Source organism: Acinetobacter sp. M5A5_2a, assembly GCF_053345265.1.
The window spans coordinates 264,962-279,385 of the sequence record NZ_JBKEZV010000009.1 but is presented as its reverse complement, the minus strand read 5'-3'; the positions used below and the strand labels follow the sequence as shown (position 1 = coordinate 279,385).

The 14,424-nt window shown below is 40.8% G+C and carries 15 protein-coding genes and 1 pseudogene; 5 read left to right on the top strand and 11 right to left on the bottom strand.

Features of this window, described 5'->3' with window-relative positions; translation table 11 throughout:
- Positions 1 to 56 precede the first annotated feature (56 nt).
- The gene (locus ACLBWE_RS13445) at positions 57 to 875 is read right to left on the bottom strand and encodes a hypothetical protein (protein ID WP_447603452.1); all 819 of its coding nucleotides are present in this window, start codon (positions 873 to 875) and stop codon (positions 57 to 59) included.
- A gap of 653 nt (positions 876 to 1,528) precedes the next feature.
- Between ACLBWE_RS13445 and ACLBWE_RS13440 the strand changes: the two genes are divergently transcribed.
- The 5 genes from ACLBWE_RS13440 (at position 1,529) to ACLBWE_RS13420 (ending at position 6,660) form a co-directional block, all read left to right on the top strand.
- Positions 1,529 to 2,974, top strand: a complete 1,446-nt coding sequence (locus ACLBWE_RS13440; protein WP_017390474.1) for a cytochrome ubiquinol oxidase subunit I — start codon at positions 1,529 to 1,531, stop codon at positions 2,972 to 2,974.
- Positions 2,967 to 3,974 (top strand): cytochrome d ubiquinol oxidase subunit II, encoded by a 1,008-nt coding sequence (gene cydB / locus ACLBWE_RS13435; RefSeq protein WP_003651254.1) that lies wholly within the window; start codon positions 2,967 to 2,969, stop codon positions 3,972 to 3,974. Before ACLBWE_RS13440 ends, cydB begins: the two co-directional genes overlap by 8 nt.
- 15 nt (positions 3,975 to 3,989) lie before the next feature.
- Positions 3,990 to 4,124 (top strand): hypothetical protein, encoded by a 135-nt coding sequence (locus ACLBWE_RS13430; protein WP_003651253.1) that lies wholly within the window; start codon positions 3,990 to 3,992, stop codon positions 4,122 to 4,124.
- 98 nt (positions 4,125 to 4,222) lie between these two features.
- On the top strand, positions 4,223 to 5,641 hold the full coding sequence (locus ACLBWE_RS13425) for an aminotransferase-like domain-containing protein (RefSeq protein ID WP_447603449.1): 1,419 nt from the start codon (positions 4,223 to 4,225) through the stop codon (positions 5,639 to 5,641).
- 101 nt (positions 5,642 to 5,742) lie between these two features.
- On the top strand, positions 5,743 to 6,660 hold the full coding sequence (locus ACLBWE_RS13420; RefSeq protein WP_003651250.1) for a LysR family transcriptional regulator: 918 nt from the start codon (positions 5,743 to 5,745) through the stop codon (positions 6,658 to 6,660).
- A 56-nt stretch (positions 6,661 to 6,716) separates the two neighbouring features.
- Here ACLBWE_RS13420 and madM read toward each other — a convergent pair whose 3' ends face one another.
- From madM to ACLBWE_RS13370, 10 genes and pseudogenes are all read right to left on the bottom strand, one after another.
- Positions 6,717 to 7,484 (bottom strand): malonate transporter subunit MadM, encoded by a 768-nt coding sequence (gene madM, locus ACLBWE_RS13415; RefSeq protein WP_005041341.1) that lies wholly within the window; start codon positions 7,482 to 7,484, stop codon positions 6,717 to 6,719.
- A complete protein-coding gene (gene madL, locus ACLBWE_RS13410; RefSeq protein ID WP_017390471.1) occupies positions 7,477 to 7,893 on the bottom strand; it encodes a malonate transporter subunit MadL in 417 nt (138 codons plus the stop codon). The genes madM and madL overlap by 8 nt, the downstream gene beginning before the upstream one ends.
- Positions 7,894 to 7,941: 48 nt before the next feature.
- The gene (mdcH, locus tag ACLBWE_RS13405) at positions 7,942 to 8,880 is read right to left on the bottom strand and encodes a malonate decarboxylase subunit epsilon (RefSeq protein ID WP_447603446.1); all 939 of its coding nucleotides are present in this window, start codon (positions 8,878 to 8,880) and stop codon (positions 7,942 to 7,944) included.
- Positions 8,881 to 8,892: 12 nt separating this feature from the next.
- Positions 8,893 to 9,501, bottom strand: coding sequence for a malonate decarboxylase holo-ACP synthase (locus ACLBWE_RS13400; protein WP_447603444.1), 609 nt, complete (start codon positions 9,499 to 9,501; stop codon positions 8,893 to 8,895).
- Positions 9,492 to 10,319: a biotin-independent malonate decarboxylase subunit gamma gene (gene mdcE / locus ACLBWE_RS13395; RefSeq protein ID WP_447603442.1), complete on the bottom strand. Its 828-nt coding sequence runs from the start codon at positions 10,317 to 10,319 to the stop codon at positions 9,492 to 9,494. The genes ACLBWE_RS13400 and mdcE overlap by 10 nt, the downstream gene beginning before the upstream one ends.
- The gene (locus ACLBWE_RS13390; RefSeq protein ID WP_447603440.1) at positions 10,316 to 11,167 is read right to left on the bottom strand and encodes a biotin-independent malonate decarboxylase subunit beta; all 852 of its coding nucleotides are present in this window, start codon (positions 11,165 to 11,167) and stop codon (positions 10,316 to 10,318) included. The genes mdcE and ACLBWE_RS13390 overlap by 4 nt, the downstream gene beginning before the upstream one ends.
- A complete protein-coding gene (locus ACLBWE_RS13385; protein WP_004642485.1) occupies positions 11,160 to 11,459 on the bottom strand; it encodes a malonate decarboxylase subunit delta in 300 nt (99 codons plus the stop codon). Before ACLBWE_RS13385 ends, ACLBWE_RS13390 begins: the two co-directional genes overlap by 8 nt.
- A 2-nt stretch (positions 11,460 to 11,461) precedes the next feature.
- On the bottom strand, positions 11,462 to 12,346 hold the full coding sequence (locus ACLBWE_RS13380) for a triphosphoribosyl-dephospho-CoA synthase (protein WP_447603438.1): 885 nt from the start codon (positions 12,344 to 12,346) through the stop codon (positions 11,462 to 11,464).
- Positions 12,346 to 14,025 carry a malonate decarboxylase subunit alpha gene (mdcA, locus tag ACLBWE_RS13375; protein ID WP_281832339.1) on the bottom strand — a complete coding sequence of 560 codons (1,680 nt, stop codon included), beginning with the start codon at positions 14,023 to 14,025 and terminating at the stop codon, positions 12,346 to 12,348. The genes ACLBWE_RS13380 and mdcA overlap by 1 nt, the downstream gene beginning before the upstream one ends.
- A gap of 112 nt (positions 14,026 to 14,137) precedes the next feature.
- A pseudogene (locus ACLBWE_RS13370) lies at positions 14,138 to 14,284 on the bottom strand (LysR family transcriptional regulator); the annotation flags it as partial.
- Between the last annotated feature and the right edge of the window lie 140 nt (positions 14,285 to 14,424).

The following is a 14,424-nucleotide window of genomic DNA, read 5'->3' as shown; positions in this document are numbered from 1 at the left end:
TATTTTTTTATAACAGTATTCATTCTTCATATAACGCCAGAAAATGCCTACCAACATTAAGCGATCTCTTTCTTTTGAAGACTATGCTGACTTTGTAATAAGGTTTGCATATATTCTGAATAGACAGATAACTTCTCAAAAATATGTTCCGAATAAAACATATCATCAATTAAATGGGTCATTTGAGAGGCGGTGAAAGTATCGCATAAGCCTACAAGCTGTGCATTTAGCTGGGCAAATTGGGCACACAATTTCACATAGGTTTCATCTTTATTTTTAAATAATAATTGACGCATATCTAAATCATTTAGATCGTTTAAACCAGTATTTTGTTGAGGATTAATCCAATAAATTTTGACTTTTAAAAACAACGCAAGCTCTTCTAAATGCTCTAGGTCTATATCTAAATTCGTAATTAAAAAAATTGTGGAGATATCACTTCGGCACAGCGCTTTGATTAAGCTTAAATAAATAAACCCAACTTCACTCAACTCTGATAATTCTAAATCTAGATATATTTTTAGACTTTCAAGAACTTCATCTACTTTAAACAAAACTTTCTTTTCGGCTTGATAATATTTATTGAGAATAGCAAGAACGGACTTTGTCGCTGGTGTTGTATAAATAGCTGGCTTATTGAGGTTAGCAAAAACAAAAGGTGAAAATAGATAAGCCAAACTGCTTTGATGTGGATGAATATGTGATTGAATTAAATAAACAGTTTGAGATTTAGAAAAGTCTCTTAAGACTTTTGCTCTTAATAAAGTTGCTTCAAGATTAACATAGGCCTGCTCTAATTGAGCCATTATAGGTGCTGGAATAGCCTGATTTTTAATAATTTTATTTAGGATATTGAGTTGAGAAGTAATAAACATTTTTTAACATCCAAGCTATTTTAGAAGAGCTACACTTAAACCACGGTCTTTAATAACCTACGTAACAACCAGACCTCATACAAAACAACAAGGGAATAGACAAGAAGAAATTTATCCTGTGCTCATATGTAACCCCAAAGTCGCATTCATGGTATTTTTGAAGATTGATTTTGGTTAGCCATAAATCTTGTTCATTTTTATTTTGGACTTTAGATGAATGGATATATAGCTACAGATAATTGAAAAAAAACTATAGCACCCATAATAACGACTTCGGACTGTTATAGTTTTATAAAAAATTTCTGTATCTACATATACAAAATGAGTGAGTGCATGATTAAGAAAACTTCTTAAGGTAGGTAGTTTTCATGAAACGATCTATGGTTCATCGTCAGATATTTCATCAATGTTTCAATGCAACATGCATTTTTACAAATGCAACATCAAGCATGAGCTTTGTTAACAGATTGAGAACAATCAATCGGTCTATTCTATTGAAATATCAAGCAATTATATTACTTCGCCCTTCTGGCATTTTACTTGCTAAGAACATTTATCACAGAAGTAAGTTCAATCGTCAGAATACTTTATTGCCTGAAAATAAGTATTTAACACAATCAATCATCATCAGCTAGTTCACAGGGGGAATGTATATGAGCCTCGGTCTAACCGCTTTAGAATTAGCACGAATACAATTTGCTTTCACAGTATCCTTTCATATTATTTTTCCAGCCACCTCCATTGGTCTTGCCTGCTTTTTAGCAGTTTTAGAGTGGAAGTGGTTAAGAACCCAAAACCCGATTTATAAAGATCTGTTTAAATACTGGATCAAGATCTTTGCCGTTGCCTTTGGTATGGGTGTGGTCTCGGGCGTGGTCATGAGTTATCAGTTCGGTACCAACTGGAGTGAGTTTTCTCGTATTGCAGGAAGTATTACTGGTCCTTTACTTACCTATGAAGTCTTGAGTGCCTTCTTTTTAGAAGCTGGTTTCTTAGGCATTATGTTATTTGGTTGGGGACGTGTCGGTCCCAGAGCCCACTTTTTTGCCACACTAATGGTTGCGATTGGTACCTGTATTTCCATGTTCTGGATTTTATCATCCAATAGCTGGATGCAGACCCCTCAAGGCTTCGCTATAGAAAATGGCATTATTGTGCCAAAAGACTGGTTTGCAATTGTCTTTAACCCATCCTTCCCTTACCGCTTTGCCCACATGGGTGCAGCAGCCTTTTTAGTTTCTTCTTTATTAGTCGTAGGAACTTCTGCATGGCACTTAGTGAAAGGCCGTCGTGATGAATTGGTAAAAAAATCGTTCTCGATGGGTCTCTGGATGGTACTTGTGACTTCATGTTTGCAAGTCGTAATTGGTGATAACCATGGTTTAAATACCCGTGAGCATCAACCAGCCAAACTAGCAGCGATGGAAGGTCATTGGGAAACGAATCACAATGAACCTATGCCACTGTTACTCTTTGCAATTCCAGACATGACAGAAGAACGAAACCATTTTGAAGTGGGTGTTCCATATTTAGGCAGTTTAATTTTAACTCACAGTTTAGATGGCCAAGTCACAGGTTTAAAAGATTTCGCACCTGAAGATCGACCAAACTCAACCATCGTTTTCTGGAGCTTCCGTGTGATGGTCGGGCTTGGCGTACTCATGGTCACGCTGTCTTTAATTGCTCTTTGGTTGCGTAAGCGTGGAAAACTCTATGAAACTTCATGGTTCCATAAGTTTGCTTTAGTGATGGGGCCATCTGGTTATATCGCCATGCTTGCAGGTTGGGTGACTACTGAAGTCGGCCGTCAACCATGGGTGGTATATGGCATCCTACGAACTAAAGATGGTTTATCTCATACTGTGTCGGCAGAACAAGTCGGCATTAGCCTCTTTATTTTTGTAGTGGTATATACCATCGTTTTTGGTAGCGGTATCTACTACACATTAAAACTGATTAATAAGGGCCCTGTATTTATCGATACGCCAAATATGGAAGCAGGCGGTGTTGGACACTTTAAAACACCAATGCGCCCACTCAGTGCTGTCGATGAAAACATTGACAGTAAACAAAATTCTGGGGAGAACCGTCATGATTGATCTTTCTTTAATATGGGTCGGTATTATCGGTTTAGGTGTCATGATTTATGTCGTCATGGATGGCTTTGACTTAGGAATCGGGATCATGTTCCCTTTCATTAAGAACAGCCAAGAACGTGACGTGATGATGAATACCGTAGCCCCTGTCTGGGATGGCAACGAAACATGGATGGTACTCGGTGGAGCTGGTCTATATGCTGCATTTCCACTAGTTTACTCAACGGTTTTATCGGCACTGTATTTACCTATTATTTTTATGGTAATTGCCTTAATTTTCCGTGGAGTCGCATTTGAATTCCGCTTTAAAGCTCATCGCACCAAATACCTTTGGGATTTAGCTTTTATTTGGGGTTCAGTTTTAACTAGCTTCCTTCAAGGCATCATCTTGGGTGCCTATATTCAAGGCATTAAAACCACCAATGGTATTTTTTCTGGCGGATCACTTGATTGGTTGACACCATTTACCTTCTTTACTGGTATTGGTGTGGTTGCCATGTATGCCACTTTAGGATGTGGATGGCTTATTTTAAAAACCGAAAAAGGCTTGCAGCAACGTATGTATGAGCTTATGCCAAAGCTGATTATTGCACTGCTCATTATTTTTGGTGGAGTGAGTTTATATACTCCGTTGACTCATCCTGAAATCGCAGATCGCTGGTTCTCTTTACCGAATCTGTTCTATTTTAGCCCAGTACCTATTTTGGTTTTATTGTTTGTTGGCCTGATTTTATCGGCGTGTAAAAAGCAGCAACATGACCTTAAACCATTTATATATACGCTAGCCCTCGTTTTCCTTGCATTTACAGGTTTTGTGATTAGTTTGTGGCCTTATATTATTCCGCCATCAGTCACCATCTGGCAAGCCGCAGCTCCACATTCAAGCCAACTGTTTGCTTTAGTCGGTGCGCTCATTCTGATTCCAATCATTATTGCTTACACTATTGTGTCTTACTGGGTATTCCGTGACAAAGTACGTGTAGGTGATGAAGGCTATCATTAAAGTTAGGAGGGTTTTATGAAAAATTTATCTTCTAAACTGTCTCAAACCCAATGGTTTATTTTGCTATGGCTAGGTGGTTTTTTAGCATTAGCTGTTATTGCCGGTTTGTTTAAAGTGATATTGATTTATGCAGCCCCTTACCTAAAGTAAACTTATTTTTATAAGCAAATGCCGTTTGTAGATTCTACAAACGGCATTTATTATTGATTAAGTGCATCTTTCATTTTGTCATTTCGTGCAGCCAATACATGTATAAATCAGAACAACTTGCCCATAGCATTCGCCAACTCATTGAGAGCGGCACTTTAAATGCACACGAGAAGTTACCTTCTTTAAGAGATCAGGTGCAACGCTCTGGTTTTAGTTTAATGACGGTAATGAATGCTTACCAAGAGCTTGAATCACAAGGTTTGATCTATTCCAAAGAAAAATCGGGATACTTCGTTGCCGAGCAAATTACGCTTAAACCTTTAGAACAATATTCTGTTGTTTCACTCAATTCTAAAATTGAAATTAACTCTTTAGTTTTTAAATATCTTAAATCGATTCAACATGAGTCTGTCATCCCTTTTGGTTCGGCCTTTCCTGATAGTCAGCTTTTATATGCACCAAAACTCATTCAAATTATGGGGCAACTTGCCCGCCAGAAACAAAGTTATGACCAGACTACGAGCCTACCTCCGGGTAATTTAGCTTTACGAAAACTCATTGCTCAACGCTACTGTATGCAAGGAATACAGACCGATCCAGATGACATTGTCATTACATCTGGCGGGTTGGATGCGCTCAATCTTTCTTTACAAGCAGTTGCCCAGCCAGGCGACTATATTTTATTACAGCAAAACGTATTTTATGGCGCTTGGCAGGCAGCAGAACGTTTAGGGCTAAAAGTTATTACCATTCCTGAACATCCTCAACATGGTTTTGATCTAGAAGCTTTTGAACAGGTCATTAACAATTATCCAATTAAAGTATGTTGGCTCATGCTCAATAGCCATAATCCAATTGGGTTTACAGTCAGCGATGATATTAAATATAAAATTGCCAAATTTCTTCATGAGCACCAAATTTATTTGATTGAAGATGATGTCTACGAAGAGCTGTTTTATGGCGGAAAAAAACCACTTTCAATGAAGTATTTTGACCAACAAAATCTGGTGCTTCACTGCTCTTCATTTTCTAAAACGTTAGGTGCAGGTTTTCGGGTGGGTTGGGTCTATGCGGGGAAGTTTTCCGATCATATTCAGCATTTACAGCTCATGAGTACCATTTCAGTAAATGCACTCATTCAAAATGCATTGGTCGAGTTTTTGTCTCATCATCATTATGAAAAGCACTTACGTACTCTCAGGCTTTCACTTGAGCGTTATAAAAAGCAGTTTTATCATTATTTAAAGCAGCATCTGCCACCATCTTGCGAAGTTTATTATTACCCAAGTGGTTATTTTCTTTGGGTAAAGCTGCCAAATAGTTTAGATAGTATGCAAATTTATGAAGAGTTAATTCAACAAAACATTGGGGTAGCTCCAAGCCCATTGTTTAGTGTTTTACCCGCGCAGCAGCATTATTTAAGAATCAACTGTTCTTTTGAATCGACACCTAAAATTCAAAGTGCATTAGAACAAATCATTAAGACAATTCAACAAAGAGTTGAAGCTGTTTCTTAAATAAAGTACTTCGACCTAAGCACAATTTTATAGTGGTGGGTTTGTGGTAAATTTATAGCTTAAATCTATATTTTTAAAGGAAACAGGTTCAAGGGATTAATATGGAAATTGATGAAGAACTCACCCTTAAAAAGATACAGATTTTTTTAGCATTTATGCGCTGTGGCAACTTATCTAAAACAGCGACAGAAATGGAGCTTAGTAATGTCAGTGTTCACAAAGCATTGCACTCTTTAGAAAGTGCTTTGCGTTGCCCACTTTTTAAAAATGAAGGACGTAATCTAATTCCGTTAAAAAGTGCCTATGTATTTGAAGAACGGGCACAAAAAATCGTACAGGACATTTTTATAACCGTTAATAAAACGAGAGAAGCTGCTGGCTTTGCGGCAAAAGTTTTACATTTAGGTTCTCTTTATTCTTTGACTGTCAAAACAATTCCAAATGTGATTAGTGGTCTTAAACTCAGACGTAGTGAGCTAGATATTCAACTGTTACTCAGCTCAAATCAGGATTTAGTTAAAAAGCTTAAAGCAACGGAGCTGGATGCGATTATTGTGGCACTCAATGAAACCACTCAAGATGATGACTTTGAAATTTTGCCGATGTTTTCAGATGATATTTTTCTGGCGGTAAACAAAGATTCTAAATATGCAGAGTTTAAAGACATTGATTTAAGTTTATTAAAAGAAGAGACCTTCCTCACTTTAACCAAAGGCTTTGCAACCCATAACGATAGCGATATTATTTTTAAAAAAGCAGGTTTTTCCCCTAAAGTTGCTTTGCAAGTGAACGATATTTTTACCTTAATTAGTATGGTTAGTTCAGGCGTTGGTTTCGCCCTTTTACCGGGTCGTATTTCTGCGGTTTATGAAAGCTCTGTTAAGCTTATTCCCCTAAAACAGCAATATCATATGCAACAAGAAATTGGTTTGGTTTTCTTGAAAAGTAAAGAACGAGATCCAAACTTACTCGCACTGATTGCTGAGTGTCGTATGTTTGCTTCTAATTTTAAAAGATAAAAATAAGGGCCGTTGTTTTGTATAACAACAGCCCTTTTTATTTAAGCCGTGGACGCTTAGCCACCTACCAATGCTTTAACCGCAAAGAATAAAACTGTTGGTCCCATTAAACAACCCAGGCCCGTATGGAACGTTGCTGTAAGCGCGCCATAAGGTACTAAACGGCGATCTGTCGCGGCCAAGCCTGCCGACACTCCACTGACAGTTCCAGCCAAGCCACCAAAAATCATGGCAGAACGTGGATTATCAAGTCCCATAAATTTAGCCGTGAGCGGTGTTGAGACCATCACACAAATTGCTTTAACTAAACCAGTTGCAATCGACAATGCCATTACTTCTGAACTTGCACCAATTGCAGCGCCTGTAACTGGTCCCACAATATAAGTCACAGCACCTGCACCGATTGTGGTAATACTCACCGCATCTCGATAACCAAAAATCCAAGCAAACATACAACCAACAATAAACGGCAGAATAGTTCCAAGGAATAAAGAGAATGCGCCAATAAACCCAGCTTTTTTCGCTTCAGTGGCTTGTACTTCAAATGCCGTTGCTACAATTGTAAAGTCACGTAGCATTGCACCGCCCATGAGCCCTACACCTGTGAAGAGTGCAAGATCAGTTATGCCTTTTTCACCACCCGTCATTTTTCCGCCAAACCATGCCAAAATTAAACCAATCACAATCGCAATTGCTGAAGCATGCACTCGTCCATTGGTTAAATATTTAGATAACTTGGTCGACAACCACATAATTAAAGCAATTAAGGCGAAAGCTGTAATTAAACCTAAATGGGTTAAGTCTTTTAATAATAATTCAACCATGAACTTTGCCTCCAATGCGGTTTAATGTGGTGTCTTCTTCCTTCGGTAAAGGGGTTGCTTTGTTATAACGACTTAAACCCGCAATCGTGAGCGTACAAACGATAACTGAAACCACAGCGGCAAAGAGTGCCATATGTCCACTAGATAAAGCTGAAACCACGTTTTGTTGTGCTGCCATAGCAACAACAACGGGAATATACATGGTGCCCCAGAATGAAACGCCTTTTTCGGTTTCAACTGTCATAACACCACGTTTTTCCATCCATAACCGTATGCAAATGAGTAAAATCATGGCGATACCCACGCCACCAACGTTGGACTTTACGCCCAATAAAATGCCCAACAGATCACCGACAATCACACCCACCAAGGTGCAAAGTGCGAGTAAACCAACTCCATATATAATCATGACAATCCCTCATATCCTTGGATCATTTATGCTTTTGTAAAATCAGATTCAAAAAGAAAAACTATTGTCCTGTTCTTTTTGCATTGCTATCTGAATGCTGTCTATGCGTGTTCCTTGAAAAGACAACACGGTTCCTTCTTTAAATGTTCGATGTGCAAGTGTAGTAAGCACCGTTCCTGGTAAAGCTTCGATCTGCAACCTAACACCTCGCTCCCATGCAGCTTGAACGGTACTTTCCCAATCTACAGTTCGACTCATATTAAAAGCCAAGTCATTCCTAATCTGTTCAGCCTTGCCTAAAGTGCGAGCCGTTGTACCACTTAAATATCGAATTTTAGGCTGCTTAAAAGTGAGTCCCTCCATAGACGCTGCAAGTTGCTCTGCTTGCTGACTTAATAATTCACAGTGCGATGGCACCGATACATCTAATTTTTTTGCCACCACACCTTGTTGCCTTGCTAAAGCTGCAACTTGGTTCATGGCTTCAAAGCTTCCTGAAATAACGATCTGGTTATGTGCATTAATATTTGCGACAAACACCTCTGGCTCTATTTCATAAATCTGTTTGACCCATGTTTCAACAGCTGCACGGTCTGTGCCAATCAGGGCAGTCATGCCATAGCCTGTTGGATAGGCGTTTTGCATGAGTTCCCCTCGATACGCAACTAAGCGAATAGCATCTTCATAGGTTAAAACCCCTGCCACAACCGCTGCCGACCATGCGCCAATCGATAAACCCGCTACATAATCAGGTTTTAAGTTTTCAGCAGCTAATAATGCTGAACTCACCACGCCTGAAATGAGCAAACAAAGTTGTACGGCTCGCGTCGATTGCAATGCAGCCGAACTGTCTAGCATCAAGACATCTTCCTTGAGTGCATCCGATGCACGCTCAAGGTATTCTTTAACCAGAGCGCTTTGAGGTAAGTCGTGCAACATATTGCTTCGTTGCACACCTTGTCCCGGATATACCCAAATCGAAGCCATGATATCTATTCCCTAATTCCATGGGTTTTCTACTAAAACAGCACCATCTGCACGTTTTAATAGAACTTTTCCGCTATTCCTAGCCCATTCTTTTAACGCCAGACCACCCTGTAGCAGTTGTAGCTGTATATCCACATTCAGCCCCGCTTGCTGAAAATTTTCGAGTAGCTCGACTGCTTGCTTTTTGGCAAAAGGCTGTTCAGCTCGAATCAACAAATCTATGTCACTTTGCTGGGTGACTGTTTCAATGCAAGTTGCCAACTCAAACCCAAAACTTCCTGTATAGCCCCAATATCCTGAAAAACTTTTCATGATGTTAGAAATACTCTGCAAACGTTCTGCCAAATGCTCAAACTGCTGTGTATTAACGTGAGTTAGTGCTTCGGGTTTAAGTTGTTTGGTAATAGCAGATCGTGGCATTTGCGCTGCATATCGTTGATGACGGAATTGCCCTCTTATACCCACAGCAACCTGATCTACGGGAGTAATTTCCCGCCGAACCACAACAGGATCGCCGCGATGTAACACCTCTTTCACCCAAAGCGGAGCATCATCAACCAAGCAGTCGTCTGTCATGCCCCACAGCAAATCATGGGCTTCGAGATCAAGTTTCATGACCATTGCTCACGCAATAATTCACGGACCTTTTTAGACATTTGACGGTTTTGGCCGTGAAGTCTTTGTTCCAGTCCTCTAGACTGCTCAGCATTAATTTCTTTAAATGCTTGAGCAACTACCTGCTTCGCTAATGAAAGATCATCGTTTGTTGGCTGTTCAGGGTTTTCAACCGATAAAAGTTCACACAACAATCCAAGCGTTGCATAACTTTCGATGTCATAAGCCATTGGAGGAATGCTTGCAGCCAATTGCTCTAACTCATCAACCGAGCGTTGGGTCACACGTGCAGCAGATTCTTTGCCCATTGCATGCACCATAACACCTGAATCTTTTAAGGCAATAATACGATTGGCTTGGTAACCATGCGCTAAGAAAGCACCCGACATCGACTTACCGACTAGTAAACTGACAATAGGATGGCCTGCCAATCTGGCTCTAGCGTAGCTGTCTACTGCACCCGCTAAAGCTTGATGAATACCCAATAATTCTTCACGGCGACCATAGGCCTGACTAGGTACATCAACTAGACATAAAATGCCGCGTTTAATCTCGGCATGCGCATCAGCTTGAATCACATCATCAACCGCTTTTGCCAAGCTCCAACCTTCCAAAAGGCCAACTTCACCTTGTCTCGCTCGCGGGAACAAATTATTGCTGTCTTGAACAACGGCAATCACGCGTACTGCTTGCTGATCAATCTGACCATCAGCCACCCAAACAGAAGCTGGAAAACCGTCCACTGTCTTAAAACCCTGCGTAAGTGCTTTAAACCAATGTGCGCCACGAGTAGATGCTTTTAATGTATCAACGGCGATATTCATGCTTGCTCTCCTTGATACAAAGCTTGAACCTGTGCTGGGGTAATCTGCTCAACAGTATCGATTTGTTGTAGCTGCGCTAAATAGAATGAGTAGTTTGAACTCCGATGCTGATTGGGCACGCCTTGGACTAAATAGTCGACCACTTGCTGACGAATTTTCTGGCGATCATCGTCTACATAAGCATCTGCTAAGCCACTGGCAAAACGCTGGTTCCCGCCAGTAATACTCCATATGAATGGACGATCTTTGGCGTTATATTCTTGTACACCAGCTTCTTGTTCAATCACTTGCGGGCCATTTAAGCCTAAACGTCCTTCTTGTGTCATTACAATATAGCTACATAGTCCAGCAGCAATCGACATGCCACCAAAGCACCCTACACTGCCTGCAACCACAGCAATCACGGGTTGATACTGCCGTAAGTTCACAATTGCAGCCTGAATTTCAGCAATTGCAGCCAAACCCAGATTTGCTTCTTGCAAGCGAACCCCACCAGTTTCTAGTAATAAGATTGCAGCCGTTGGAATACCTTTAAGATTGTCTTCAACCGCAAGCTCTAATGCACCAGCAATTTTGGCACCACCAACCTCGCCTAAGCTTCCACCCTGAAATAAGCCTTCAATTGAAATCAAAACTACTGGTCGCTCTTGAATAGATCCTTTTGCAATCACCACGCCATCATCGGCTTGCGGCACAATATTTTGCTGAGCCAACCAAGGCGACATAACACGTGCAAATGGGTCGAGCAACTCTCGAAAAGTCCCTTCATCCAATAACGCCTTGGCACGTTCTCTTGCACTCAGTTCAATAAAATCTTGTTTATTTAATAAACTTTGGATATCAGTCATGTGCAATCTCCTCCAAGGCTTGTTCCAGACGTAAGCGAACAACACCAGGGGTTGCACCAAAGTCATGAATATCAATATTGACGGCTGGTGGTATTTGCGCTGTAAAAATCCGTTCAAAAAGATTTTTCCAACGTGCAACGCTACCATCCACCGAAGTCACCACCTGAATAGTAGTTTTTCCCGCCTCACCAGGTTCCATCAAAATTTCTAAATCACCCGAACCTACACATCCGACTAATGCTTTTTTTACAGGTGGCTCTGTCGCCAAAAACTCAAAATGAAGTGTTTCCATAATCAAAATCCCTCTTTATTTTTGACAGATGACTGCTCAACACGATCTATAAACAATGTTGCTGCCAACAAATCCGCGGCTCCACCAGCAGACGCTTTCATCCGAAGCAGGTCAATCTCTAACAAATGCAAAGCACGTCGGCCTTCTAAGCTTGAACTACCGCCCAAATCGAGCACCTGCTGAGCCCCTTGTTGCATACGCTTTAAGCCGTGAGTTCCAGAGCGATAAAGCACACAGGTATCTGTCAAATCAGTCATCATGGCAAGCAAAGCATCTAAGCGGGCGAATTCTTCTTTCATGGGTTTGCTGCGACTTTGATAAAGCTGCTTTAAACCAAAATTCACAATAGTTGGGAAGCCTTGTTGTGCCTGTTCTTTTGCACCTAAGACAGCTAATCTTTTCTGTACCTGCTGACCATGACTCAAAGCCTGTTTGGGAATAAAGCGGTCTTCTAACTGAGCAATCTGACCTGCTAGCTGACACAACTCAACAGCCGATAAGTACTGTTGATTCGTACGTGCCAATGCTGCTGCCGTGACCATTAAACCCAAGGCCCAAATTGCACCGCGGTGTGTGTTGACTCCATCTGTTGCCAACATCATGACCTTTTCACCTTGGCGACCAATTTCACCAATGTCTTCACGCAAGGCCTGACACACTGTTCCGTGCTGGATTGCTGCTTGCGCCATCGCATCAAACATTGGGCTTAGACTTTTCGCAGAACGCTCCATTAATTCCAAAGTCAGATCATCATGTGCGCCACTGCCACGGCGATCAACCAAAGCTGGTTTAGGTGTCAGATTAACCTCATCAATCAAAGCCTCGACTGCCATGTCTGCCAAAAGCTGACTATGGCTGAGTGTTTGATATTGAATTTGAGCCATCATTACCAACTCCTGAATTTTGCAGGTGGTTGATATAAACCATCAGACCATGTCACCAAGTCGGCAATATTTTTTGCAGCTAAAAGTTCACGTGTAGCATCGGTACGGCGAATGCCTAAATCTTCAGGGAATACCACTAAACCTTCACGTCTTAGACGTGCTGTTGTTTTAGGGTCTTGGCTTAAACCAATACTGGTTACCCCTGCCACTGCGGCAATCATGGCTTGACGCTCTTCTTGACTACTTGCTTTATATAAATAAGCAATGCCTTCTTCGGTCAGTAAATGGGTGACATCATCGCCATAAATCATGATCGGTGCTAAAGGCAGACCTGCCGTTTTTGCAACATCAATCGCATCAAGACGTTCCACAAAAGTCGGCTTACCGCCTTCTTGAAAGGTTTCCACCATTTGCACAACTAGTTTTTTACCGCGGGCCAAATAGGTTTCTGTTTCATTAGCACCTTGCAAACGCATATCTAACCATGCTGGCGTATCGTGACGACGACCGCGTGGGTCATGCCCCATGTTTGGTGCACCACCAAAACCAGCTAAACGACCTTTAGTGACAGTCGAAGAATGCCCCATACCATCAACTTGCAAAGTTGCACCGATAAATAGATCAACGGCGTATTGACCTGCAAGCTGACACATCATGCGGTTAGAACGTAGCGCCCCATCACGACCTGTAAAGAAAACATCAGGACGTGCGGCAACATATTTTTCCATACCGAGTTCGGTACCAAAGCAATGCACGCTTTCAACCCAACCTGTTTCAATAGCAGGAATTAAGGTTGGGTGTGGATTAAGAGTCCAGTTTCGGCAAATTTTCCCCTTTAAACCTAAAGACTCACCATAGGTTGGTAAAATCAGTTCAATTGCCGCAGTGTTAAAACCAATCCCATGATTTAACGATTGCACATTATGCTTTTCATAAATTCCGCGAATTGCCATCATGGCCATAAGTACATGAACAGGTTTGATGTGTTTTGGATCGCGAGTAAATAACGGTTCAATATAAAAAGGCTGGTCTGCCACAACCACAAAATCAACCCAAGAGGCAGGAATATCGACACGTGGTAAATCAGAGACGTCATCGACCAATTCATTGACTTGCACAATCACAATGCCATCGCTAAAAGCTGCAGGTTCAATAAGTGCAGGAGAATCTTCAGTACTTGGACCTGTATAGATATTCCCTTGGCGATCTGCCATAAAACCGGCTGAAAGCACCACATTTGGAATAAGATCGACTACAAGGCGTGAATATAGTTCGATATAAGTATGGATAGCACCAATTTCTAATAATCCATCTTCAATCAACTGGCTAATACGCAAACTTTGCGGACCAGCAAACGAGAAATCGAGCTTGCGTGCAATACCTTTTTCAAATAGATCAAGATGTTCTGAGCGTCCAACGCTTGGCATGATCATATGTAAATCATGCAAAACATCTGGATTGGTTTGTGCCAAAGATCTAGATAAGAAATCTGCTTGCTTTTGGTTATTCCCTTCGAGTACGACTCTGTCACCCGGTGTAATCAGCGTTTCTAAGACTTTAATAATATCTTGAGTTGGAATGACCACACCATCGGTATATTGGTTTGCCATCTCCAGTTTTAGCTGTTTAGCATGACGCCGCTTTGTCCATAATCGTTCTTTATTCTGAACTGATCCTTCCATGTGCTTACCTATATAGATCGCAGTTTTGTTCTGAATCTATAAAAGCGCTTTATGGAATTTTGATCAATCAACCTACATCAGCAGTCATTAACCTCAGGTTAATGATTTGTTTTCATATCCCAAGAATTTCTTCAAAAAACCTATCCAGACAGATTTTGACTTTGGGTAAATTTGCATACTCTGGTCGATACACTAAACAATAAGAAAGGGATGAAGTGAAAATAATTTGAGAGAATCAACGCACCAAACGTCCGCTATAAACTTGCTTATTTATAAAAACTGGTGCTTCAACTGTTTTGTATCAAACTATCAGATGATAGAATATTAAGTCTAATTATTCAGCTGCAATTACTTGATAAAAAATAGTTTATGCTAAAGAAACATACATATACCTGTTGC

Excerpts from the sequence above, each read along its gene's own strand:
- ACLBWE_RS13445 (WP_447603452.1), bottom strand. The coding sequence starts at position 875 with ATGTTTATTACTTCTCAACTCAATATCCTAAATAAAATTATTAAAAAT.
- ACLBWE_RS13440 (WP_017390474.1), top strand. The coding sequence starts at position 1,529 with ATGAGCCTCGGTCTAACCGCTTTAGAATTAGCACGAATACAATTTGCT.
- cydB (WP_003651254.1), top strand. The coding sequence starts at position 2,967 with ATGATTGATCTTTCTTTAATATGGGTCGGTATTATCGGTTTAGGTGTC.
- ACLBWE_RS13430 (WP_003651253.1), top strand. The coding sequence starts at position 3,990 with ATGAAAAATTTATCTTCTAAACTGTCTCAAACCCAATGGTTTATTTTG.
- ACLBWE_RS13425 (WP_447603449.1), top strand. The coding sequence starts at position 4,223 with ATGTATAAATCAGAACAACTTGCCCATAGCATTCGCCAACTCATTGAG.
- ACLBWE_RS13420 (WP_003651250.1), top strand. The coding sequence starts at position 5,743 with ATGGAAATTGATGAAGAACTCACCCTTAAAAAGATACAGATTTTTTTA.
- madM (WP_005041341.1), bottom strand. The coding sequence starts at position 7,484 with ATGGTTGAATTATTATTAAAAGACTTAACCCATTTAGGTTTAATTACA.
- madL (WP_017390471.1), bottom strand. The coding sequence starts at position 7,893 with ATGATTATATATGGAGTTGGTTTACTCGCACTTTGCACCTTGGTGGGT.
- mdcH (WP_447603446.1), bottom strand. The coding sequence starts at position 8,880 with ATGGCTTCGATTTGGGTATATCCGGGACAAGGTGTGCAACGAAGCAAT.
- ACLBWE_RS13400 (WP_447603444.1), bottom strand. The coding sequence starts at position 9,501 with ATGGTCATGAAACTTGATCTCGAAGCCCATGATTTGCTGTGGGGCATG.
- mdcE (WP_447603442.1), bottom strand. The coding sequence starts at position 10,319 with ATGAATATCGCCGTTGATACATTAAAAGCATCTACTCGTGGCGCACAT.
- ACLBWE_RS13390 (WP_447603440.1), bottom strand. The coding sequence starts at position 11,167 with ATGACTGATATCCAAAGTTTATTAAATAAACAAGATTTTATTGAACTG.
- ACLBWE_RS13385 (WP_004642485.1), bottom strand. The coding sequence starts at position 11,459 with ATGGAAACACTTCATTTTGAGTTTTTGGCGACAGAGCCACCTGTAAAA.
- ACLBWE_RS13380 (WP_447603438.1), bottom strand. The coding sequence starts at position 12,346 with ATGATGGCTCAAATTCAATATCAAACACTCAGCCATAGTCAGCTTTTG.
- mdcA (WP_281832339.1), bottom strand. The coding sequence starts at position 14,025 with ATGGAAGGATCAGTTCAGAATAAAGAACGATTATGGACAAAGCGGCGT.